Genomic DNA, 24,198 nt, shown 5'->3' on the forward strand with positions numbered 1-24,198 from the left:
AATCTGCAGATACTCAGCATCTCTGCAGATTCAGCATATCAGAAAACTTCTTTTACTAATTATAGACGAGCGCCCTTTCTTTGTCCACTCTTTTTGTATGCCATGACCTTGAATACGAAGCGCGGCAATGCCATGAGCCGCCCCGCTCTCTTCGGCTGCATAGCCCCGCGAAAGAGCCATTCGAGCTTCGCTTTCTGCATCCAGTGCGGCGCACGCTTCATGACGCCCGCCATAACGTCGAAAGTGCCGCCGACGCCCATGGATACAGGAACGGCAAGTTCGTGCAAATGTGCGGCAAGCCACTTCTCCTGCTTCGGAACGCCCAATGCGACGAGCAGTATGTCAGGCTTCGCCTCCTGAATCTCACGCAGAATCTGAGGTTCGTCATCTGAGGAGAAAAAGCCGTTCCGAACACCGACAATTTCAATGCCCGGATAGAGTTTTTCCGCTTTCGTCTTTGCCTTTTCTGCAACGCCCGGAGCAGCGCCGAAGAAGAACAGACGATACCCCTTCTGAGGAGCTTTGCGCATAAGTTCTTGGGCAAGATCGTAGCCTGCGACACGTTCCGGCATGAGATGCCCGAGATGGTGTGCAGCCCAAACCGTCCCCGCACCGTCGGGTACGACGAGGGCAGCATCGTTCAAGATGTTTTTTAGCTCGCGATCATACGTTGCTCGCATGAGCATTTCTGCATTCGCCGTAGCGATGAGGACGGAATTTCTTTCTTCGATAAAGGTTTGAATCCTTTTGACTGCCTCGCCCATCGTCAGTGAATCGACATGTACGCCTAAAATATCAACCTTTTTTTTCGACATACGGCATACCTCCCACATGAACGGGCATATCCCAAAAATGCTGCGCCTGTTCGATGTCGCGATGAATTTGTGCCACCAGCACGTCTACATCGGGAAATTTCTTTTCGTCACGGAGTTTTCCCAAGAAGTCCACGCAGATTTCCTGGCCATAAAGATTGCCGTTAAATTGCATAAGGTGAACTTCCAAACGACGCTCCACTTCTTCAAAGGTAGGATTTGAGCCGATATTGGCGACGCCCGGATAAACAGCATCGTTGAAATGCACGCGGACAGCATAGACGCCGTTCGGCAAAAGCGCATAAGAATCGTCCAAGGCAATATTGGCGGTCGGGAAGCCAAGCTTGCGCCCGCGCTGCTCTCCGTAAGTAACAATGCCTGTATAGTCAAGCGGCCACTTTAAATATTGATTGACGAGATCAAGATTTCCCTCTGCAATCAAGGAGCGGATTCGAGTGCTGCTTACCATCTTCCCATCACGCAGCACGGAATTTCCAATACGGGATACGAAGCCAAATTCTTCCCCCCGCTGCTGCAAGAATGCAGAATCACCTGTTCCTTGGAAGCCGAAGGTGTAATTCGCGCCCACGACGACATAAGCAGGGGAAAAATTCTCCTGCAGCAGTTTGAGGAAACCTGTAGCTGATATAGCTGCGAAATTCTTCGTAAAAGGAACATTCATGAGGATGTCCACGCCGAGCTTTTCTATGATTGCTTCCTTTGACGCTGTATTGCGAATCATCTTTGGAGCGCGCTCGGGGAAAATGACAGAGAGCGGATGTTCCTGGAAAGTAAACGCCATACTGACGCCATGGATGTCAGCTGCAAGTTCCCTCGCTCTTTGCAATATGCTTTGATGTCCGATATGGACGCCGTCAAAAGTTCCCAGTGCAATGACGATTCCTTGGTAGGAATCGGATAGATGTTTGATTTTTGAAAATCGCAGCATGGATCAAACTCCCTGTAATCAAAACGCCTTCAATCCGACATCTCTCGAAAGACCTTGAGTGGATAAAGCTCTCGCTTGGCCGCCTCATAGCGTCCCATGCCAAGGAAGCGGTTTCTCCCATAGACACGCAGGATACTTTCCTTGGCATCGAAATCTATGTTGCCCGTCGAGAGTCCGTTGACGAAAGCCGTGATGCGATGTTCCGGCATGTCGAAGCGCGGCAGATGCTCGACGGCCTTCTCCGCAGGAAGAAGCGCCGCTTCACCTGAGCGTGCAAGCTCTTCCAAGGAAAAGGCGTCATGCAGATGAAAATTGCCGACGCGCGTGCGCAGCAGGAATCCCATCGTGGCGAGAATCTTTATGCTTTCGCCAAAATCGCGGCAAAAACTGCGCACGTAAGTGCCTTTTGAGCAGTCCATATCGAGAACGATGCGTGAAGCATGGAATGCAACAAGGCGCAAAGCATGAATCGTCACTTGCCGCAAGGGCATCTCTACGGTCTGATTTTCGCGTGCAAGCTGATACGCCCTTTTCCCTTGCAGCTTAATTGCTGAATAAACGGGAGGCCGCTGTTGGATGACGCCGAGAAAACCTTGCAAAGAGGCAAGCAGTTCCTCTCGTTTCGGCAAGGTGAAGTCTTCCACGCACTCGATGATCTTGCCGCTGTCATCGCCCGTGTCTGTAGAAAAGCCAAGCAGCAACTCCAGCCGGTAAGATTTATCGGTTGAGGACATGTACTCGACAAGCCGCGCAGCATTGCCAAGAGCGATGGGCAGGACGCCTGCGGCGCCCGGATCAAGGGTTCCCGCATGCCCCACACGCTTCGTATGGAAGATTTTGCGAACCTGTCCCACAACATCATGCGAGGACATGCCTGGAGGCTTCAGCACATTGAGAAAGCCCGCTGCCATCACATTTCCATCGCTTTCTCAAGCGCTTCGAGAATTGTCCTTTTCGCTTCGATAAAATTCATTTTGAGCGTACAGCCAGCTGCTCTCTCGTGGCCACCGCCAGAAAAGGCCGCAGCTACCTTGCTGACGTTCGTTTTTTTGGAACGCATGCTGATGCGGAAAACACCGTCCTCTTTCCACTTCAAGAGAACGGAAACATCCGTGCCCTCGATGACGCGCAAAGAGTCGATCAAGCCTTCTGTGGAATCAAGCGACTCAGCTGCAGTGCGATCGAGAAAGATGCCTGCAAGTTTGCCGCCGAAAAGAAGCTCCGCCCCTTCGAGCGCCTTTGCCATGCCGATTACGCGCACAAACGGCTTCGCTTCAACGGCTTCCGATATGATGCCCGGTTCTGCACCGCGTTCCAAAAGGTCGGCTGCTGCACGCATGGTGAAGGGCGTCGTGTTGGGAAAGCGGAAAAATCCCGTATCCGTTGCCAGTCCCGTATAGACTGCCATAGCGATGTCCTTCGTGATTTTTGCATCCATTTCCTGCAGCAACTGATAGATGATTTCTGCCGTTGCCGCGCTGTCCGCGTCGAGATAGACCGCCGGACAAGCAAGAGCATTCGTGACATGATGATCGATATTGAGGATCCGCGTCGGCAAAAAGGCCTCCATCACATCGCCTATGCGATCAATGCTCGTATCGAGAATGAGCAGCAGGTCGATTGGCTCTTTTTCGCCAGTTTCAGCAACTGTCGGCTTTTCGATGATATCACAGGCATTGAGAAAGGCGAAATTCCTAGGGATATCGTCATCGATGACGACGCGCACCTGCTTTCCCAGATCGCGCAAATAGTGCATGACACCCAAGGACGATCCGATGGCATCTCCATCGGGATTGACATGCGCCGTAATGACGATGTTCTGCGCTTCCTGAAGCAATGTGCCGGCTTCTTTTAATGAAATCCGCATAGTTCTCACTCTTCCGTCTTGTCGTTCCTGTTCAATCCCATCAACAGTTCTTGAATATGCGAGCTGTAGGCAAGAGAATCGTCGAGCGCAAAGGAAATCTCCGGCGTAAAGCGCAGTCGTATGCGTTTGCCGATTTCTCGCCGAATGAATCCCAAGGAGCTTTTGAGTCCCTGCAAGGTATCTTTCAAGGCCTCATCTTTTCCCATGATGCTCACAAAAATCTTCGCTTCTCGAAGGTCTCCAGTCATCTCCACTTTCGTCACAGTGACAAAGCCAATGCGCGGATCTTTCAACTCCTGCAGGATAATCTGACTGATTTCCTGCTTCATCAGTTCCTGCACCTTTTCTATGCGAAGCTGGCTCAATTCTTCTCACATCCTTCAAGCATCGTTTTCAGCGGGGGCATCCTTCTTCGTCTGCTCCTGTTGATCGCGTCTCTTTGCAGCTTCTTTGTTCGCTTCCGTGATGGATGTCTCAATCTCTTCCATCGTATACGCCTCGATGATGTCGCCTTCCTGAAAATCGCGATAATCCTTGATTGTAATGCCGCATTCGTAGCCGGCCGCAACTTCTTTCACATCATCTTTAAAGCGGCGCAAAGAATCGAGCTCGCCGTCAAACGCTACGATGTTGTCGCGAAGGATGCGGATCTTCGAGGAATTCGTGATCTTTCCTTCGAGGACATAGGAGCCTGCAACGAGCGCCTTGGAGAATTTCATGACCTGGCGGATTTCCACCTTGCCCTGCACGACTTCCTTATACTTCGGTGCGAGCATGCCAGACATGGCGTCCTTGACATCGTTCAACGCATCGTAAATGACGCGATATGTACGGATATCGATGCTTTCCGCATCCGCCACACGACGGGCGTTGGCGTCAGGACGCACGTTGAATGCGATGATGAGCGCGTTGGAGGCAGCGGCGAGCATGACATCGGACTCATTGACGGCGCCGACGCCGGAATGCACGATATTGACGCGCACTTCGTCGTTCTTATTGAGTGAGAGCAAGGAGTTTGCCAATGCTTCCACAGAACCCTGCACATCGGCCTTGATGACAATGTTGAGATCCTTGATGTTGCCGTCCTGAATCTGCTGGAAGAGGTCATCCAAAGAGACTTTCTTGCTTCGGATGAGCTCGGTGCGCTTCTTTTCGATGCGCTTGCTTGCAATGGAGCGTGCGAGCTTCTCGTCAAGCGATGCGAGCACGTCTCCCGCTTCAGGAACATCGGAAAGACCGAGTACTTCTACGGGGACGGACGGCCCTGCCTTCTTCACGTTCTCCCCGCGATCATTGATCATCGCACGAACTTTGCCGAAGGTCGTGCCGGCGATGATGGAATCGCCGATTCGCAGCGTACCGTTCTGCACGAGGACGGTCGCGACCGGACCGCGACCCTTGTCAAGCTGCGCTTCAATGATGACACCGCGCGCATCACGATTCGGATTTGCCTTGAGTTCCTTGACCTCAGCGACAAGGAGAACCATTTCAAGAAGATCGTTTATACCTTGTTTCTGCTTTGCGGAAACAGGCACCATGATGGTATCGCCGCCCCAGTCCTCAGGAATGAGCTCGTGCTCGGACAGCTCCTGCTTCACATGCTCGGGATTCGCTCCGGGCTTGTCGATCTTGTTGATCGCGACGATGATGGGCACGCCCGCCGACTTGGCATGGTTAATGGCCTCGACGGTCTGCGGCATGACGCCGTCGTCTGCGGCGACGACGAGGATCGCGATGTCCGTAACCTGTGCGCCGCGCGCGCGCATGGCAGTGAACGCCTCATGGCCAGGCGTATCAAGGAAGACAATCTTCTTCCCTTGACACATGACCTGATATGCACCAATATGCTGTGTGATGCCGCCCGCCTCGTGCGTCGAAACGGATGTCTTGCGAATGGCATCGAGGAGCGACGTCTTGCCGTGGTCGACATGTCCCATGACGGTTACGACCGGCGGACGAACGACGAGCGACTTGGGATCATCCTCGATCTCGGGAATCTCCGTTGGATCCGTCTCAGGCGGCAATTCCTCACAGGTGACGCCGAATTCGATGGCAACGAGCGCCGCTGTCTCATAGTCGATTTCCTGGTTGATCGTCGCCATGATGCCCATGAGCATGAGCTTCTTGATGACTTCGGTCGCCGTATAGCTCATCTTGCTCGCAAGATCCTTGACGGCAATGCTCTCGCCAACCTTGATGTGCGTCGGATGGGCGATCTCCACTTTGGGAGCTTGTTGCTTCTGGCGTTGGTTGTTGCGGCCGCGATTGTTCTTGTTGCCAAACTTGCCGCGATTGTTGGCGCCGCCGCGATTATTCCAACCGCCCGCATTATTCGCAATGCCGGCACCTGCGGCATTGCCGCTGCGATTTCGATTGCTGCCCTGTGCGTTGTTGTTGCGCTGGTTGGTATTGCCGCCGCGCTTGTCCTGCGAAGGTCGCTTCGTTGCGTTGGAGCCGTTTGAGGAGGCCGCTCCCTGTCCGCGTTTTTGCTGAGGTGCGCTGCCTTGACGCGGGCGGTTCGTCGCAGCAGCAGGAGCAGAGCCGTTGCTGCTGCGATTCTGTCTGCGGTCATTCGCGTTCTTTTGCGGTTGGCCTTGGACTTGCTGTCTCGGCTTATTTTGAGACGCTTTTCTTGCTGCATCCGCTACAGGCGCCTTCGGTGCGTCAGAGACGGTCTTCTTCGGTGCAAAAGCGCGTGCAACTACCGCCCGCTCCTCTTCGCCAACGCTGCTCATATGGTTTGCCACACGGAATTTATTGCGTGTTAAAATATCAAGGACAACTTTGCTTTCCGTATGGAACTCTTTTGCCAATTCATAAACTCTATACTTCGACATCGATCCACCCCCGCTGATATCAGCTTTCTTTAGACGCCGCTTCATCTTGGAAAATTTCTTTTCTCAGCGTCTCGTATATAGCGTCTTCCATCTTGCTCTTGAAAGCCCGCTCAAAGCCATGCTCCTTTTCCGCACGGCGGAAACATTCTTCGTTTCGGCAAATATATGCTCCCCGTCCAGGGCTTTTGCCTGTCATATCTACGGAATATACATTTTCTGGGCTTCGGACGACACGAATCATATCCTTTTTCGGATGAACCGTACGACAGCCCAAGCACATGCGTTCCGGAATCTTTTTCTGACCTTTCATGTCAGACGCCCTCAGCCGTAAAGGATTCCTCGCCTGTCACCTCGATGACGCTCATGGAATCATCGAGCGTCTCTGCCGCCGCCTGTTCTTCATTTTTGATATCGATTTTCCAGCCTGTCAATTTGGCCGCCAAGCGGACGTTCTGTCCTTCCTTGCCGATGGCAAGAGAAAGCTGATAGCCGGGTACCACGACACGTGACTCCTTCGCCTCTTCATTGATTGCCACGGAAATGACTTTTGCAGGGCTCAAGGCGTTCGCGATGAACTTTGCAGGTTCAGGATTCCACTTGACAATATCAATTTTTTCATTTCTCAGCTCATCGACGATCGCCTGCACGCGCATCCCTTTATGACCGACACTGGAGCCTACGGGATCGACATTCTCGTCCTTGGAATAGACGGCGATTTTTGAGCGCATGCCAGGCTCGCGCGCCACGGACTTGATTTCCACGACACCTTCTTGAATCTCGGGAACTTCAAGCTCGAAAAGCCTCTTCAAAAGCCCTGGATGCGTTCTCGATACGAGAACCCGCGGCCCTTTGACCGTCTTGCAGACCTCGATGATATATGCCTTGATGCGATCGCCGTGGTGGTACTCTTCCCCCGGGATCTGCTCTGTCGCTGTGAGAACAGCTTCCGTTTTGCCGAGGTCGATGAATACATTCTTTGCTTCTACGCGCTGCACACGACCCGTGACGATATCGCCGTCACGATTGGAAAATTCCTCATAGACGATGCCGCGTTCCGCTTCGCGGATATGCTGCACGACGACCTGCTTCGCCGTCTGTGCGGCAATGCGCCCGAACGTTGCAGGAGTCACCTCCAGTTCGATCTTGTCATCAACCTCATAATTGGGATTGATGGCGCGCGCATCTGCAAGAGAAATCTGTCGGGCGTCGTCCTCAACCTCTTCAACGACGGTTTTCGTTGCATAAACGTGGTATTTTCCTGTCATGCGATCCAAGGCGACGCGCACTTGTTCGGCAGTCTTAAAGTCTTTCAGGTAAGCAGAACTCAGAGCCGCTTCGATTGCGGCGAAAAGCACCTCGGCTTCCAAGCCCCGCTCCTTTCCCAAAGCATGTACGGCTTCCAAAAAGTCCCCGTCGTTATCCTTCTTCTTTACCTTCTCTTTCCTGCTGGCCAAAGCTCTTCCTCCCAATGCTTAAAAATCTATGTGCAGACGCACCTGTGCTATTTTTTCCAAAGACAATTCTTTTTCCCCATCCAGCACGATAGCATTCTTTCCCGGGTCGTATCCTGTAAGCGTTCCCACCCACGTCTTTTTGCTGTTGACAGGCGCATAGAATGTCACATCTACTGCTTTCCCCTGCTCGCGTTCAAAGTCGCGCGCTTTTTTCAAGACGCGGTCGAGTCCTGGAGATGATACTTCGAGGATATACGCCTCCGTCAGCAAATCTTTTTCATCAAGAATCTGCTCAAGCGTTTCGCTGACCCTCTGACAGTCGTCAATCTCAATGCCGCCTTCTTTATCGAGGTAGACGCGCAAATACCAGTCGCGCTCCTTGACATACTCGACATCGACAACTTCCAAATTGGAATCCTGAACGATCTCTTGTACGATAGCCTCAACGGCCTCTTCTATGTGTTTTGCCACAAAAGCCCTCCTCTTTTGCCGCGCATATTGCAGCCCGTTGTGTTAAACGGGCTCTTGTGCATAAGATTAAAGAGTGGGCGAACGCCCACTCTTCATACAAACGACTTAAATTGACTCTTGTCATTTTACCATCAATCGAAAGAAATGTAAACAGTGAAATCTATGCAAACCGGATTTACGTTACGTTACGCTTCCCCCAAGATACGAACTTCGGGAAACAGCTTGACGTGATGCTTTTCAAAGACACGGTCTTGTACTTGCCGGATAAGCTCCAGCACATCCTTCGCCGTAGCATCTCCTGCGTTCACGACGAATCCTGCATGTTTATCAGAAACCTGCGCTCCGCCGACAGTGAAGCCCTTGAGTCCTGTCTGTTCAATCAAAGTTCCCGCATAGTGTCCTTCGGGGCGCTTGAACGTGCTGCCGGCACTTGGCATCTCCAATGGCTGTTTGCTTTCCCTGCGCTCGGTGAAACCGGCGATCTTTTCTTTGATTTCCTCTGCATTGCCTGGTGCAAGAGTCAGGTCAACCTCACAGATTGCACAGCCGTTCTCTTGAAATATGCTGTGACGATAGCCGAAATCCAATTCATTTGCCGCAAACTGCACGATCTCCCCTTTTGGAGAAATCGCGCGAACCGCAGAAACAATGTTCTTCATTTCTCCGTCGTAAGCCCCGGCATTCATAAATACGGCTCCACCTATGCTTCCTGGTATACCACAGGCAAATTCCATGCCGGAAAGACTGTTTTCAGCCGCAAATACCGATACATCACGAAGAAGCGCACCTGCCCCTGCCGTAAGTGTATTCTTCTTCTTCCGAATGGTAGAAATCGGAGAATTAAACTTGATGACGGCTCCGCGAATCCCCTTGTCCAATACGAGCACGTTTGATCCATTGCCAAGAATCACAAAGGGAATGTCATGTCTTTTCAAACATTGGAAAACGAACGCCACATCTTCCATGGATGCAGGCAAGATCAAGCAGTCCGCCGGCCCGCCGATCCGAAATGTCGTATGATCCTTCATCGGTTCATTTAAGAGGATATGCTCTGGTGCCATTCGACTGCGAATCTCGTCAACAAATTTCTGATTGCTTTGCAAATCTATTCAGCCCCATCTCAAAATCGTTTTCTTCTCGTAACTGTAAACAAGATACTTTTCCCATCACGCTTTCCTCAACTTTCATGCCAGTGCCCAGAAGAGTCAAGTCCTGGAAAGCCGATCTGGCGCATGGCTTCATAGGCCACGATGGCAGCGGCGCTCGAAAGATTCAAGGAACGTGCTCCGGGACGCATGGGAATGCGAATGCAGTCTTCCCAGTGCTCTTCAAGCAGAGTTTCAGGAATTCCCGCAGTTTCCTTGCCGAAAACAAGTAGATCATCTTCCGCATAAGATACGGCGTCGTAAGATCGAGGCGCTTTTTTTGAGCAGTAATAAAATTGCCGGCCAGCAAAAAGACGCAGAACCTCGGAGAAATTTTCGTGATAATGCACCTTCACCAAGTGCCAATAATCGAGTCCCGCACGCTTCAGATACTTGTCCTCGACCGAGAATCCCAAAGGCTTGACGAGATGCAGTTCTATACCGCTGACAGCGCAAAGACGCGCGATATTTCCCGTGTTGCCGGGGATCTCCGGCTCAATCAAAACGATATGCAAGAATGCCTCCCGTGCTTACTGCAGAACAGCGCCCGTGCTCGCCGATGTCGTGAGTTTGGCGTAGCGAGCGAGGTAGCCCGTCTTAATCTTCGGCTCCGGCTTCTTCCATGCTGCCTTGCGCCGCGCAAGCTCGTCATCACTGACTTCCAAGCGCAGCGAGCGATTGGGAATATCAATCGCGATGATGTCCCCGTCTTCGATAAGCGCGATGGGACCTCCCGCCATGGCTTCAGGAGAGATATGCCCGATGCAGGCTCCCTGACTCGCCCCGCTGAAACGTCCGTCCGTGATGAGTGCCACCTTCAGCCCCATGCCTGTGATGACGGCCGTCGGATTCAACATCTCCTGCATGCCAGGGCCGCCCTTAGGGCCTTCGTAGCGGATGACGACGACATCACCGTCGTGAATCTCTCCAGCCATGATGGCGTTGACGCCGGTCTCCTCCGAGGAAAAACACTTCGCCGTTCCCTTATAGACGAGCATATCTTCAGCCACAGCTGACGCTTTGACAACGGCGTAGTCCGGTGCCAGATTCCCCTGCAAAATTGCAAGGCCTCCCTGCTTGCGGTAAGGGTCATCGACCGTGCGGATGACATCGGGGCGCACGATCTTCGCATTCTTAATGCGCTCTGCCACCGTGCCCGTGACGGTCAAAGCGTCGAGATGAATGAGTCCCTTGCGCGAAAGCTCCTTCATGACGGCGGGCAAGCCGCCCGCCTCATTGAGATCCTGCATGTGATGCTTCCCTGCTGGACTGAGCTTCGTCAGATACGGCGTGCGGCGGCTGATTTCGTCGAAGAGCGGCGCCGGAAGCTCTATACCGGCCTCATGGGCAATGGCAGTCAGATGAAGCACGGTGTTCGAAGAGCCTCCCACGCCCATATCCACCGTGATGGCATTTTCAAAGGCCTCGCGCGTCATGATGTCACGCGGCTTCACATCGTTTTTGATGAGTTCCATGATGACAGCGCCGGCACGTTTCGCCAAGAGTCTGCGCGCTCCCGTATAAGCCGCGGGAATCGTGCCATTGCCCGGCAGCCCCATGCCGAGAACTTCCGTCAAACTGTTCATCGTGTTTGCCGTAAAAAGTCCAGCACAGGAACCGCAGCTCGGACATGCCTGCTCTTCAAGCTCTTCCATGACGCTTTCGTCGATGAGTCCTGCGGCAAATTTGCCTGCCGCTTCAAAAGACTGGCTGACACTGACATCCTGTCCGTGGAAGCGTCCCGCGAGCATCGGTCCGCCGCTGACGACGATCGCCGGAATATTCAAGCGTGCCGCCGCCATCAACATGCCGGGCACGACTTTGTCGCAGTTTGGAATGAGCACGAGTCCGTCAAAGCCCGATGCCATTGCCACGGACTCGATGGAGTCGGCGATAAGTTCGCGGCTGGCGAGCGAATACTTCATTCCCGTATGCCCCATGGCAATGCCGTCGCAAACACCGATGGCAGGAAACTCCAGCGGCGTACCGCCAGCGGCAGCCACACCGAGCTTCGCCGCCGCAGCAATCTCGCGCAAGTGGATATGCCCGGGAATCACCTCATTAAATGAGTTGCAAATGCCAATCAGCGGCTTCTGCAAATCCTCAGGACCGTAGCCCATCGCATGGAACAAGGATCGATGCGCACAGCGCGTCGCCCCTTTTTTTACAACATCACTTCTCATAAGTATCCCGCCTATCTATAAAAAACACAATTTTTCACGAAACATACCCTAGATTTTATCGCAATTTGCCTTTACATTCAAGAAGTTTATCAAGACTTAGAACTCAATTCCTTTTTGCGCACGTATGCCCTTCTGAAACGGATGCTTTATGAGTCTCATTTCCGTCACGAGATCAGCGCAGTCGATGATGGCCGGCAAGGCGTGCCTCCCCGTCAATACAAGATGAAGCTCTGTGGGTTTTTGCGATAAAAGTTCCAATACCTCCTGCTCCTCAAGCAAACCGAAGTTCAAGGCATAATTGATTTCATCGAGGATGATCATGTCCCATTGCCCGCTCGTCATTTCCGTTAAGGCTTCCTGCAGTGCCGTCCGCGCTTTTTCCCTGTGTACCGCCATTTCTTCTGAAGAAGCGTTCCTTGTAAATCCTATGCCTGTCGGACGGATTTCTATGCGCCCGTCAATTTCGGCAAGAGCCTTGAGCGCGGAAAGTTCGCCATACTTCCAGCTTCCCTTGATAAATTGCAAAATCAGAATGCGAAAGCCATCCCCCCAAGCGCGCACAGCAAGACCGATTGCCGCCGTCGTCTTCCCTTTTCCCTCACCCGTGTGCACGAGAACAAGTCCTTTTCTTTTCATCACAGATCTCCTTTAACGCATAAGTTTTTTCTCGTCTGTCTATTCCGCAAAGTAAAAACATGGTATACTAATACTTTAGTTATTATTATAACCTTTATTTCCTTTTTGTGGTGCTGTTATGAAAAAATTTCTTTTGTTTACCTTCGTCATCTTATTCTTTACTTTTCTCTGTATTTTTTTGACGGAGAAAACCGATGTGCTCGGCTTGCGCAACATACCGTTCGACCCAATTTTTGAAAACAAGGGCGACCATGTCGTGATTTCATGGAAAAGGCTTCCCTATCCATGCTTCTATCGAATCGAAGCGCTTTCCAAGACGACGGGACTTGTTGAAGGCGAGCCGGAATATCATGCCTTTGAGTCTGAGTTGACCTTCAAGGCTTCCTACGAGATGCCCGCGACGCCGATTCCCATGTATTATCGCATCACGGCATTCGGGATGTTCGGGCAACTCACACCTCCTTCCAATGTCGTTGAAAATCCAAATTTCAAAGAGCCGCTGCGGCCGCGTCCCATCTTCGAATACACGAAAGACCATCCGGCAAGCCGCAAGCCGTTCCTCGTCTGGCACAGCATTCCCGGAGCCGTCTGCTACGAACTGGAAATTCTCTCGGACAAGCCCGACGCCGAAGGCGGTACAGCAATGTCGCGCAAGAATCATCTTTACAGTACGAAGCAGATATTTACAAATGGCTATCAGGTCGATCTTACACCTTTTGTAAATGGCGCGACGGGCATCTTGTATTGGCGTGTGCGCGCGCTTGGCTTCCACCATGAAACGATTGGCGAATTCTCCGAGGCTGAGCCGATTTATATCAAGGCCGATGAACCGCTGCCAATGAAACCCTTGATCAACAACTTCGATCAAATGCCAAATGCGACAGAACCTGTTTATCCCGTTTATCAATGGATACCTCTGAACGGCTGTGAGAATTATGAAGTTGAGCTTATGGTCACTCCTCCTGCAGCCGACGAAAACAACAATACGCAGCCTGCCAAAAATCGTCAATGGGCGCAAAAGGTTGAAGGCGCCTTCAGCTGTTACGACGAATACCCGCGTCCCTATGCCGGAGAATATTATTGGCGCGTGCGTGCGATTGACGCAAATGGCAATACGATCGGCACATATTCGGACGTGGAGAAATTTACTGTAAAAGAAAAAAATAGTCGCATTTTTGCCGCCGCTTTCGGCGACAGTATTACGCATGGCGGCGGAGCATTGTCATTTTCTCCCATTGACCTTGAGTATAGTTTCACAACCTACCTTGATTTTCCCACTGTCAACATTGGACGAAGCGGCGATACGGCGCATACGTCGATGCTCCGTTTTGAGAAAGACGTTCTATACTTCCATCCCTACAACCTTTTGATACTCACCGGATCGAACAGTCTGCGAGCCGAAGAAATCAGCGCCGAACAAATCATCTCCGATCTCGACGCTATCAAAAAGAAGTGTGAGGCGAACGACATCCGACCGATCTTCCTCACGCTCATGCCCATCAACCCGAAGAATATCCGCAGCGCCTTCCATGCGGATACAGATCCTCTGTGGCAGCAAAAACTTGCACGAGTCAATGCTTATATCCGCAGCCAGAAGTATTACGTCGATCTGGAACCTTACTTCTATGATGCGAATCATACTGTCATGGCGCCGGAGCTTTCCGTAGACGGCCTTCATCCCGATATTCGCGGCAAAATGCTCATGGCGGAGATCATCAACCGTCGGCGAGATTTACTGCGACAATAAGGAACGCCCCATGGTCACGCGACGGCCATGGGGCGTTCTTAATGAAATCGCTCGGATATGTGAATACGGGCGACTGAATTTATGAGTGCTTCCTTTGTTGTCAAAAAGAAAAGCGCTCTAACTGATTTTTCTCAAAGCCGCTTCGGCTTCCTCCGAGGATACAAGGATTTCGCGCGGCTTGCTGCCGAGACTCGGTCCGATGATTTTCATCTCTTCCATCGTGTCAATCAGGCGGGCGGCGCGTGTGTAGCCGATGCGGAAACGTCTCTGTATGCTTGATGTCGATGCCTGCCCGGAACTCATGACAAGCTCGATCGCATCGCCGAGAAGTTCATCAATCTTTTCCTTCGCTGCATCCTTCTTACCGTCATCGGCTTCCATGGCGGCATTTTCCGTGTACTCAATAATCTCCTGATTTTCTTCCATCTGTTGCCCTTGTCCTCGGATGAAGTCGAGAAGCCTCTCCACTTCTTCATCGCTGACGAAAGCACCCTGCACGCGCTGCGGTTTTGCCGATCCGACGGGATAAAAGAGCATATCGCCCTTTCCAAGCAGCTTTTCAGCGCCGCTCATATCCAAAATCGTACGCGAGTCAATCTGCGAGGACACGGCAAACGATATGCGTGACGGAATATTCGCCTTGATGATGCCCGTGATGACATCGACGGACGGGCGCTGCGTTGCAAGCACGAGATGGATGCCCGCTGCGCGCGCTTTCTGTGCAAGGCGGCAGATGGCATCTTCCACGTCGTGCGGTGCGACCATCATGAGGTCGGCAAGCTCATCAATGATGATGACGATGGCGGGCATTTTCTCTTCGGGTTTTGCCGCATTGAAGCGTTCCATATCGCGTACGCCGGTCTCGGCAAATTTGGCATAGCGCTTTTCCATCTCCTGCACCGACCAATTCAGGACGGAGGCCGCCTTTTTTGCGTCCGTGACAACGGGAACCATCAGATGTGGTATGCCATTGTAGTTGGAAAGCTCAACCATCTTGGGATCTATGAGGATGAACTTCACTTCATCCGGCCTCGCTTTGAAGAGAACGCTCGTGATGAGCGTGTTGATGCAGACCGATTTGCCTGATCCAGTGGCGCCGGCGACGAGAAGATGCGGCATCTTGGCGAGATCGGCAAAGATGCCTTGCCCTGCAATATCGACGCCCAAGCCGACCGTGAGTTTCGACTTGGCCGTCGCAAAGGCAGGCTTTTCCAAGACTTCACGCAGACGGATACCCTCAAGCTCCTTGTTCGGCACCTCGATGCCGATGGCGGCTTTTCCCGGTATAGGCTCTATGCGCACGGAAAATGCCGCAAGACTCAGGGCCAGATCGTCTGCCAGATTTGTGATCTTGCTGACCTTGACGCCAGGCGCCGGCTCAAGCTCATAGCGCGTAACAGCAGGTCCGTGGCATGCATTGATGATCTTCGCCTTGACCTTGAAGTTTTCCAAGGTCTGCGCCAGAGTCTGTGCGTTTTCGGCAATTTCCCGCTCCAGCGCGAAGTTCTTCTTCTTGACTTCAGATGCGAGTATTTCTTCCACTTTTGGCAGCTCATACGGCCTTTCCGTCGGCTGTGTCGCTTCTTCACGCGGCTTTGTCTCTGAGACAGCAGCCGGCATGGTCAAAGACGACGGTGTTGTCACGGATGGTGCTGCAAGGGTTTCCTGCAGCAAGGTCGCCGTCATGGACTGTGTGGAGACTGTCGGTTGCATCATAGCGAGGCGCTTGTCCTGCACCTCCATTGCCATGGGTACGTCTTTTGGCAATGGAACGACATCAAAGTCGTCGGGGATTTCTGGCGGTGGTTCTGCGATGATTTCCTCTTGTTCTTCCGTTTCATTCGAGGCATATTCAATGGAAAAGGACGGCAGCTCTTCTGCTGTTTTTTCTTTTTCTGCTTCCTCTTCCTGTTCTGTTTCTACCAATAATTCGTTCTGATCGCATGTCTCGCCGAAAGCAAAAGATGCCGTCCCTTCCCCTGTGGCAGGAGGCTCAAGAGCCGTCAGAAAATCTCTTTTCTCCTGCGTTTGCGGCGTGACAGATGCTTCCTGTGCAGCAAAGGATGGAAAAGATGTCGGCTGTACATCTTCTCCCGGAGCGACATTTTTTGCTTCTGCTGCAAACGCCTGTTCAAAGGCTTCGTCTTTGTCTTGATTGTAAAACGAGCTTTTGATTCTTCCGCGCACATGTTCTTCAAAGATATTTTCAGCCTGTGTTACCTTCTGCTGGGCGACGGAGAGCGTATCCTTCGCTTTGACGATTCCTGCTTTCGCCTGCCGTTTCGTGCGCAGCATCCCAAGGGCAAGCGACCATGTCGTAGAGAGCAGGATGGCGACAACCGTACCCGTGCACAAGAGGATGATGGCTCCCGTCGCACCGAAAAACTTGCGGATGAAGAAGAGCAGGCCGCCGCCTAGAAGACCGCCTGCATTCGGCAGATATTCGGGCAGGATTTCCGCCCCTACAGGTACGAGGAAATGATGGAGGATGGCAAGTAAAGAAACGAAGAGCCCAATGAGGCCGAAAAAGTGCGTGGAATAAACAATACCCCGATGCTTCGTCACATACTGCGTGCCTATGAGCAGTATGACGCCGGAAGCGACCCAAGCGCCTAAACCGAAAAGATACCGAAGGAATTTAGCGAAATAAAGACCGATGAAACCAACGTTCCAATCAAGCAGTCCCCCGATGGATATGAGGCCTGCGGCAAGAAGAAGTAGACCGATGATCTCATAGCGTCTGCCCTTAGGTGCAGTTGTCGTCATCGGCTCTTTTTTGTTTTTCGTGCGGGATCTCCTCTTGCTGTTCCCTCTATCGCTATTGGAACCTTTCTTTTTCAAAACGACATCACCTATCTAAAATCACAGCAGCCCGTGAAGGGCTGCTGTAAAAATCAAAACGACCTGCCTACAGAAGATATGCTTCTGCAGATAAATCAATGTGCAAGAAGATGCTCGACGCAGCGCTTCGTTTCAAACAGGATGCGCTCTTCATCAAGTGTCAGGAGCTCGCGTTTCTCCATGAGGATGCGTCCGTCAACGATGACCGTGTCGACCGAAGATGCATTGGCAGAATAGACAAGCAGCGATACGGGATCGTGACGCGGCATCCATGCGGGACTCGTCATATCGAAGAGGACGATGTCCGCTTTATAGCCCTCTTGCAAGATCCCTACATCAGAAAGGCCGACAGCCTTTGCCCCGTACGCCGTCCCCATACGCATCGCTTCTCTTGCAGGCACAGCCTCGGGGTCATAGTTCGCCACTTTGTGTAGCATGGCGGCAAGGTTTACTTCCTCAAGCATGTCGAGGTTGTTATTGCTCGACGCGCCGTCCGTGCCGAGAGCAACGCAAACGCCTTCCGCAAGAAGGCGTGGCACGGGAGCGATGCCGCTCGCGAGCTTCATGTTGCTGCCGGGATTGTGCGCGACACGGATGCCGTGCTTCTTGATGATGGAGATATCTTCATCGTCAAGATGCACGCAGTGCGCCGCTAATGTGCCGTTGTCGAAAAGACCTGTGGAAGCGACGTGTGCAAAGGGACGCTTGCCGTATTGCTTGAGGCATTCCTCCACCTCCCCTTTCGTTTCCGACATGTGGATGTGGATTTCCGCTCCAAGCGACTTTGCAGCCTCTGCGACCTTGTGCAGATAATCGGGCGGGCACGTATAGAGCGCGTGCGGCCCGAACATCACGGTGATGCGCCCATCGGCTTTTTGATGCCAATTTTTGAAGAGCTCTACATTTTCTGCAAGCTTTTCGTCTGCGTTGGGCACCACACCGATCAGACCGCGCGAAAGAACGGCGCGAAGCCCTGATTCCTCTACGACTTCGGCGACCTTTTCCATATCAGGCCCGTACATGTCGGCGAAGGTCGTCGTGCCTCCCTGTATCATCTCGACGGCGGCGAGCATCGCGCCCCAATAGATGTCTTCGTTACGCATCTTCGCCTCGATCGGCCAGATCTTTTGCTGCAGCCAATCCATGAGCTTCATATCGTCCGCATAGCTTCGAAGAAGCGTCATAGATGCATGCGTATGGGCGTTGACAAAGCCCGGAACAGCGAGCCTGTCCTTTGCGTCAATCGTTCGCTCCGGCTGCCACGAAGCGGGGATTTCTCCGACTGCTGCAATCTTATTTCCCTCGATTGCGATATTTCCTTCCCGCACCGTGCCGTCCGGATGAAGAACATGCGCATTGGAAATCAATATTTTCATATCGTGCACCTCTGCTCAGGCAAGTCCGAGATAAGCCTTCTGCTCGTCCGTCAGATGGTCAATGGCTACGCCCGAAGCCTTGAGCTTGAGTTCGGCAATCTTCGTATTGATTTCGTCCGGCATCAGGTAGACCTTGTTTTCAAGTTCTGCATGATGATTGAGAATATGAAGCGCGGAGAAGAACTGTACGCCAAAGGAGAGATCCATGATCTCCGCCGGATGTCCGTCGCCTGCTGCGAGGTTCACGAGGCGGCCTTCGGCAAGAAGATATAGCTTCCTGCCGTCCTTTTGCTTGAATTCCTCGATATTCTTGCGCACGGTACGACGCGATACGGAGATTTCCTCAAGCTCGGGGATGTTGATTTCCACATCGAAGTGACCGGAGTTCGCCATCATAGCGCCGTCTTTCATGACCTCATAGTGATGCTTGCGAATGACATCCTTATCGCCCGTCAAGGTCAGGAAGATGTCGCCAATGCGCGCTGCCTCGTCCATAGGCATGACACGGAAGCCATCGAACACAGCTTCGATCGCCTTGATGGGATCGACCTCCGTGATGACGACATTCGCCCCGAGACCCTGAGCGCGCATGGCGCCGCCTTTGCCGCACCAGCCGTAACCGGCAATGACAACGGTTTTGCCCGTGATGCAGAGGTTCGTCGTGCGCATGATGCCATCCCACGTTGACTGCCCCGTTCCATAGCGGTTGTCAAACAGATACTTGCAGTAGGCGTCGTTCGCCGCAATCATCGGGAATTCAAGTTTGCCCGCACGGGCGAGAGAATGCAGACGATGCACGCCCGTCGTCGTTTCCTCCGAACCGCCGAGGATGTTCGGCAGAAGTTCGCGGCGCTTCGTATGCAGAATATTCACGAGGTCGCCGCCGTCGTCGATGATGATGTCAGGCTTAAGGTCAAGCGCCTTGTCGATGTAATCCTCATACTCTTCGTCTGTGCAGCCGTGCGTCGCAAAGACATGAAGCCCATCTTCGACGAGCGCTGCCGCGATGTCATCCTGCGTGGACAACGGATTGCTGCCCGTGATGGCAACCTCTGCGCCGGCGTTCTTCATGATCAACGCCAAATACGCTGTCTTTGCTTCAAGATGCAGCGTGATGACGATCTTCTTGCCTGCAAAGGGCTTCGTCACGGAAAATTCCTTGTTGACGGCTTCCATGACAGGCATGAAGTTCTTGACCCAGTTGATTTTGTCATGACCCGACGGCGCGAGTTTGATGTCTTTGATCATTGATTCCATGTGCGTTGCTCCTCCTAAAAATCGTTTCCTGCAAAGCGGCAATTTCAGCGCAGCAGTTTCTCCAAATAAAGGTAATCCGTCAGATCGGTCTGAAGCGGCGTGACGGAGATGTAGCCGCGCTCTGCGGCAGCGATGTCCGTTGCATCGCTGTTTCCCTCGTCGAGAATCTCCCCGCCGAGAAAATAGCATTCCTTCCCGTCCACATCTTCCATCCTTTGAAATGCATTAATGTAATCGCGGCGGCCAAGCTGCGTGAATACGAACTGCGGACCATTTTCGCCGAATTTTTTGGGGAAATTTACATTATAGAAGTTCACTTTTCCCTCTTCGTAAAAGAGAGAAAAAAGATTCTCCTCCATAAGTCTGGCAGCTGTATCATACGAGATTTCGGACTTCATGTCGAGGGATACGGCCGTCGCCGTGATTCCATGCAGATACGCTTCCATCGCGGCGTTGGCTGTGCCGGAATAAAGCACATCCGTGCCCAGATTCGCTCCGTGATTGATGCCGGAGATTACATACTCCGGATATATATCGGAAGAAATCGCTTCAAGGTAAAGTTTCACGCAGTCCGCCGGCGTACCCTCGATCCGATATGCCGCCACGCCGTATCGCTCTTCCAAAGGGCGATACCGATCGAGACGGATGCACTTCTTGACCGTGATTGCATGGGACATGCCGCTTTGCTCAAAGGCCGGGGCAGCCACAACGACCGTATGGTGCGGCGAGAGCACGCGCACGAGCGCCTCTATTCCGGCAGCTTCTATACCGTCGTCATTCGTCAATAGTATACGCAATACATCCGTCCTCTCTATCGTTCATTCAAGGCGACAAGCGCACAGAGACCTTCATTCCAGGTTGTATTCCTTCTCCCGCCTCTTCGGGAACAGAAATGCGCACACGGACTTTGCCAGATACCGTCTCATCTCCCTCGTCTGCATCAGGTTCCTCTATATCCTGCACCGTACCCTGTATGTCGCGTCCGCCCAAGCGATAAGAAGCGAATTGCCCTAGGCGCACCTTCGTTTTCTGATCATCGTTCAAAACGGCTTCAATCCACAAATCCTTGGCATTGCCGATGTTTGCAAAGGTTTGCCCCGTGCTGACCTTGCTTTCGGCGGCGATGTCTTCGGCTAGATAGAGCGTTCCGGAAGCGGGCGCAATGATATCTGTTCCCGCTTTATCCTGCTGCGCCTTTGCCAAGGCGATTTCCGCCTGCTTCAAAAACAGTTCTGCTTGTTTGATCTGTTCCGGCGAAGCGGGCTGCAGGACGGTGCGATAGCTTGATGAAGGTGCACGAGCCTGACTGGAAGCAACAGCGGCATTGTAAGCGGCCTCGGCTTCATCGCGCTTCACGGCGCTGATAGCGCCCATCGCATAGAGCTCGTTCATTCGCTCCATGCGTGCGCGTGCCGCTTCCGTATCGACCGCAGCGCTCGGAGCTTCATTCACGACGGGCTGCGTGACAGCGATTCCTTTCTGCAAATTCTCCAAGCTTTGTTTCGCTAACGTGACATTTTGCTGCAACTGGGCGATATCCTCGTCCGTGACATTGACCTTGATGTGCGCGAGGACGTCCCCTGCCTCCACATGAGCGCCGTCGGCGACCAGAATTTCCGCTATCGTGCCATCCGCCTTTGCTTTTGCGGGCACGAGCGCACTTTTCACCTGGGCGTCTTCGAGCGTCACAACATTATGCGAGCGCTGGTAGAGCCAGATGCCGCCGATCGTGAGGGCAGCGAGCATCAATAGGCCAAGCAGACTGAACTGCAAAAATCGTATTGCCTTTTTCGTAACATCTATTTCCACGAAGATCACCTCTGCGCCATGGGAATCCCTCCAAGGAAAGTTTCCCGTCGGAACTGCGAACAGCGTGTGCAGGCACGAGACTTGACCATACAGTCGTGTTAAGCAAGCTGTTCCGCCAGAACCTTTTCAGCTTCCTGCAAAGCTTCTGGCATCTTAGCAGGCTCTTTGCCACCTGCCTGCGCCATCTCTTTTCGTCCGCCGCCGCCGCCGCCAACGATTTTAGCTGCCGCCTTGACCATGTTGCCCGCATGAGCGCCCTTTGCCACAGCTGTGTCACTCGCCTTCGCCACGAGGCTGACTTTCCCTTCGTGCGCGGCGGCAAGCACGACCACGCCGCTTTCCAGACGATCGAGCAGCATGTCGGCAATCTTTCGCAGATCGTCGATATTATCGGCTTCAACGATGCCCGAAGCAAAGGAAAGATCTTTTATCTGCTTCTTCTGCGCGAGCAGCATATCGACATCTCCCATGGCGCGTTCTTTCGTGAAAGAAGCGATTTCCTGCTTGAGTTTCTTGTTCTCTGCCAATGCGCTCTCAATATGGGAAACAAGTTCATCATCGCGACATTTGAACGCGTGTGCGGCTGCGGCGAGAGTCTCCGCCTTCTCATTCATGTAGTCGATGGCCGCCTTGCCTGTCAAAGCCTCGATGCGGCGCACGCCAGAAGCGATGCCCGTCTCGCTGATGATCTTGAACATGCCGATCTCGCCGATGTTCTTTACATGCGAGCCGCCGCAGAGCTCTATGCTGAAATCCGGCACAGAGACGACGCGCACGACATCGCCGTACTTCTCACCGAAAAGCGCCATAGCGCCGAGTTTCTTCGCCTTGTCGATTTCCATCTGCGCGATTTCCACAGGCTTTGCCATGAGAATCTGCTCATTGACCAGGCGTTCCACTTCCTGCAACTGCAGCGCCGTCACAGGCTCGAAATTGGAGAAGTCGAAGCGCAGGCGCTCGGGCATGACCAAGGAGCCAGCCTGATTGACCTGATCGCCGACGACGCGCTTCAACGCAGCCTGCAGGAGATGCGTTGCCGTATGGTTGCGCGCTGACGACAGCTTCTTCATCCAATCAATCTGGATGGAAACATGGTCGCCAACCTTCAACATGCCCTCTTCAACATAACCGATATGATAAACCGTGCCGTCGGGAAGTTTCTTGGCGTTGGCAACCTGCACGCGGCCAAATTCCGTCTCCAAAAGTCCGGCATCGCCGACCTGACCGCCTCCTTCTGCATAGAAAGGCGTCGACTGCAAGATGATGCCCGCCTCCTCGCCGTCGGCAAGCTCATCGACGAGACCGCCGTCCTTCCAGATGGCGACGACGGTCGATTCCTTCGCATTCTCATCGACACAGAGATGTGACGTATCGATGCCCGAGAGGTCGGGTACGGCGACGCGCTGATTTTCCTGCCGCGCGGCACGGGCACGTTCGCGCTGCTTCTCCATCGCTTTCTCGAAGGAATCTTTGTCAAGTTCCATTTCGTTTTCATGCAAGATCTCGTCGGTGACTTCCCATGGGAAACCGTACGTATCGTAGAGTTTGAAGCCAATTTCACCAGGAAGCACCTTTTTGCCTTCTCGCTTCAAGTCCTCGATGTGACCGTTCAAGAGTTCCATGCCCTGTGCGAGCGTCGCCGCGAAGCGATCCTCCTCAATGCTGATGACTTTCTTGATGTATTCTTTCTTCTCAGCAAGTTCTTCAAAGTCCGCTGCACCCTTGTAGATTTCAGCAACAGCGTCAATCGCGCCTTCCAAGAACTTGTCATGGATGCCGAGGATGCGCCCATGACGCACAGCGCGACGCAGGATGCGGCGCAGAACATAGCCGCGGCCCTCGTTTGACGGCAGAATGCCATCCATGATCATGATTGCCATGCTGCGCGCATGGTCAGCGATGACCTTGAGCGAGACGTCCTTCTCCGCATTTTCGCCATAAACGACGCCAGATACCTTCGAGGCGTATTCGATGATGGGAAAGAGCAAATCCGTCTCGAAGTTCGTCTTCTTATTCTGCAGCACGGAAGCCAATCGCTCAAGACCGCATCCCGTATCAATATTCTTGTGCTCAAGCGGATTGTACTGACCGTCTTCTGTGCGGTCGAACTGCGTAAAGACGAGATTCCAGATTTCGAGGTAGCGGTCACAATCACAGCCGACAGCACAGTCTGGGCTGCCGCAGCCGCGCTCTTCACCAAGGTCGATGTAGATTTCCGAATCAGGACCGCAAGGGCCGGGGCCGATCTCCCAGAAGTTGTCATCGAGTTTCACGATATGATCCTGCGGGAAGCCAGGCTGCTCGCGCCAGATGGCGGCTGCTTCATCGTCCTTCGGATAGACCGTGACCCAAAGCTTTTCCTTCGGCAAATCCAAGACATCCGTCAGGAACTCCCACGCCCAAGGAATCGCCTCTTTTTTGAAATAGTCTCCAAAAGAGAAGTTGCCGAGCATTTCAAAATACGTCTGATGACGTGCCGTGCGCCCGACGTTCTCAATATCTCCCGTACGTACACAGCGCTGGCTCGTCGTGATGCGCGTGCGCGGCGGTTTCATCTTGCCCGTAAAGAACGGTTTGAACGGCGCCATGCCCGCGCCGATCATCAAGAGCGTTGGATCGTTTGCAGGGATGAGCGAAGCGCTCGGCAACCGCAGATGCCCCTTTTTCTCCGCAAAGAACTGCAAATACGCTTCGCGCAATTCATTTCCTGTCATGTATTTCAAAAGAACCTACCCCCATCAGAGATTACGTCAAGCTTGAACAAATTCCGCTTAGGATTCATTCGCTCGACCTCGTACTAACAAACAATTATAG

The 24,198-nt window shown here is 52.8% G+C and carries 20 protein-coding genes; 1 reads left to right on the forward strand and 19 read right to left on the reverse strand.

The window, feature by feature from the left end; all coding sequences use genetic code 11:
* Nucleotides 1–59: 59 nt before the first annotated feature.
* The 13 genes from QZ177_RS01315 to cobO all read right to left on the reverse strand — a co-directional run bounded on the left by QZ177_RS01315 (nucleotide 60) and on the right by cobO (nucleotide 12,354).
* Nucleotides 60–815 carry a WecB/TagA/CpsF family glycosyltransferase gene (locus QZ177_RS01315; RefSeq protein ID WP_294175257.1) on the reverse strand — a complete coding sequence of 252 codons (756 nt, stop codon included), beginning with the start codon at nucleotides 813–815 and terminating at the stop codon, nucleotides 60–62.
* Nucleotides 796–1,761, reverse strand: a complete 966-nt coding sequence (locus tag QZ177_RS01320; protein ID WP_294175258.1) for a bifunctional riboflavin kinase/FAD synthetase — start codon at nucleotides 1,759–1,761, stop codon at nucleotides 796–798. The genes QZ177_RS01315 and QZ177_RS01320 overlap by 20 nt, the downstream gene beginning before the upstream one ends.
* A 29-nt stretch (nucleotides 1,762–1,790) precedes the next feature.
* Complete coding sequence (truB, locus tag QZ177_RS01325) at nucleotides 1,791–2,672, reverse strand: tRNA pseudouridine(55) synthase TruB (protein WP_294175259.1); 882 nt, start codon at nucleotides 2,670–2,672, stop codon at nucleotides 1,791–1,793.
* Nucleotides 2,672–3,628: a bifunctional oligoribonuclease/PAP phosphatase NrnA gene (locus QZ177_RS01330; RefSeq protein WP_294175260.1), complete on the reverse strand. Its 957-nt coding sequence runs from the start codon at nucleotides 3,626–3,628 to the stop codon at nucleotides 2,672–2,674. Before QZ177_RS01330 ends, truB begins: the two co-directional genes overlap by 1 nt.
* A gap of 5 nt (nucleotides 3,629–3,633) precedes the next feature.
* On the reverse strand, nucleotides 3,634–3,993 hold the full coding sequence (rbfA, locus tag QZ177_RS01335; protein WP_265071565.1) for a 30S ribosome-binding factor RbfA: 360 nt from the start codon (nucleotides 3,991–3,993) through the stop codon (nucleotides 3,634–3,636).
* Nucleotides 3,994–4,008: 15 nt separating this feature from the next.
* The gene (infB, locus tag QZ177_RS01340) at nucleotides 4,009–6,465 is read right to left on the reverse strand and encodes a translation initiation factor IF-2 (protein WP_294175261.1); all 2,457 of its coding nucleotides are present in this window, start codon (nucleotides 6,463–6,465) and stop codon (nucleotides 4,009–4,011) included.
* Nucleotides 6,466–6,484: 19 nt separating this feature from the next.
* The gene (locus QZ177_RS01345; RefSeq protein ID WP_009645930.1) at nucleotides 6,485–6,775 is read right to left on the reverse strand and encodes a YlxR family protein; all 291 of its coding nucleotides are present in this window, start codon (nucleotides 6,773–6,775) and stop codon (nucleotides 6,485–6,487) included.
* A 1-nt stretch (nucleotide 6,776) separates the two neighbouring features.
* Nucleotides 6,777–7,919: a transcription termination factor NusA gene (gene nusA, locus QZ177_RS01350; protein WP_294175262.1), complete on the reverse strand. Its 1,143-nt coding sequence runs from the start codon at nucleotides 7,917–7,919 to the stop codon at nucleotides 6,777–6,779.
* Nucleotides 7,920–7,937: 18 nt separating this feature from the next.
* On the reverse strand, nucleotides 7,938–8,390 hold the full coding sequence (gene rimP, locus QZ177_RS01355) for a ribosome maturation factor RimP (protein ID WP_294175263.1): 453 nt from the start codon (nucleotides 8,388–8,390) through the stop codon (nucleotides 7,938–7,940).
* Between the two features lie 185 nt (nucleotides 8,391–8,575).
* Nucleotides 8,576–9,451 carry a UDP-N-acetylmuramate dehydrogenase gene (gene murB / locus QZ177_RS01360; protein ID WP_294175368.1) on the reverse strand — a complete coding sequence of 292 codons (876 nt, stop codon included), beginning with the start codon at nucleotides 9,449–9,451 and terminating at the stop codon, nucleotides 8,576–8,578.
* 116 nt (nucleotides 9,452–9,567) lie between these two features.
* Nucleotides 9,568–10,050, reverse strand: coding sequence for a tRNA (cytidine(34)-2'-O)-methyltransferase (locus QZ177_RS01365; protein WP_294175264.1), 483 nt, complete (start codon nucleotides 10,048–10,050; stop codon nucleotides 9,568–9,570).
* Between the two features lie 15 nt (nucleotides 10,051–10,065).
* Nucleotides 10,066–11,718, reverse strand: coding sequence for a dihydroxy-acid dehydratase (gene ilvD / locus QZ177_RS01370; protein ID WP_294175265.1), 1,653 nt, complete (start codon nucleotides 11,716–11,718; stop codon nucleotides 10,066–10,068).
* Between the two features lie 96 nt (nucleotides 11,719–11,814).
* Entirely contained in the window at nucleotides 11,815–12,354 is a 540-nt protein-coding gene (gene cobO, locus QZ177_RS01375) for a cob(I)yrinic acid a,c-diamide adenosyltransferase (RefSeq protein WP_006192354.1), read from the reverse strand.
* Nucleotides 12,355–12,472: 118 nt separating this feature from the next.
* Here cobO and QZ177_RS01380 point away from each other — a divergent pair, with 118 nt between their 5' ends.
* Nucleotides 12,473–14,101 (forward strand): SGNH/GDSL hydrolase family protein, encoded by a 1,629-nt coding sequence (locus tag QZ177_RS01380; protein ID WP_294175266.1) that lies wholly within the window; start codon nucleotides 12,473–12,475, stop codon nucleotides 14,099–14,101.
* A gap of 117 nt (nucleotides 14,102–14,218) precedes the next feature.
* Here QZ177_RS01380 and QZ177_RS01385 read toward each other — a convergent pair whose 3' ends face one another.
* From QZ177_RS01385 to alaS, 6 genes are all read right to left on the reverse strand, one after another.
* Nucleotides 14,219–16,867, reverse strand: coding sequence for a DNA translocase FtsK (locus QZ177_RS01385; protein WP_294175267.1), 2,649 nt, complete (start codon nucleotides 16,865–16,867; stop codon nucleotides 14,219–14,221).
* Nucleotides 16,868–17,037: 170 nt separating this feature from the next.
* Nucleotides 17,038–18,318 (reverse strand): amidohydrolase, encoded by a 1,281-nt coding sequence (locus QZ177_RS01390; protein WP_294175268.1) that lies wholly within the window; start codon nucleotides 18,316–18,318, stop codon nucleotides 17,038–17,040.
* 15 nt (nucleotides 18,319–18,333) lie between these two features.
* Nucleotides 18,334–19,575: an adenosylhomocysteinase gene (locus QZ177_RS01395; protein WP_294175269.1), complete on the reverse strand. Its 1,242-nt coding sequence runs from the start codon at nucleotides 19,573–19,575 to the stop codon at nucleotides 18,334–18,336.
* 44 nt (nucleotides 19,576–19,619) lie between these two features.
* Complete coding sequence (gene surE / locus QZ177_RS01400; RefSeq protein WP_294175270.1) at nucleotides 19,620–20,372, reverse strand: 5'/3'-nucleotidase SurE; 753 nt, start codon at nucleotides 20,370–20,372, stop codon at nucleotides 19,620–19,622.
* A 25-nt stretch (nucleotides 20,373–20,397) separates the two neighbouring features.
* Nucleotides 20,398–21,384 (reverse strand): efflux RND transporter periplasmic adaptor subunit, encoded by a 987-nt coding sequence (locus QZ177_RS01405; RefSeq protein WP_294175271.1) that lies wholly within the window; start codon nucleotides 21,382–21,384, stop codon nucleotides 20,398–20,400.
* A gap of 98 nt (nucleotides 21,385–21,482) precedes the next feature.
* A complete protein-coding gene (gene alaS, locus QZ177_RS01410) occupies nucleotides 21,483–24,107 on the reverse strand; it encodes an alanine--tRNA ligase (RefSeq protein WP_009645170.1) in 2,625 nt (874 codons plus the stop codon).
* Nucleotides 24,108–24,198 lie beyond the last annotated feature (91 nt).

The organism is uncultured Selenomonas sp. (assembly GCA_905372355.1).
Taxonomy (GTDB): domain Bacteria; phylum Bacillota; class Negativicutes; order Selenomonadales; family Selenomonadaceae; genus Selenomonas.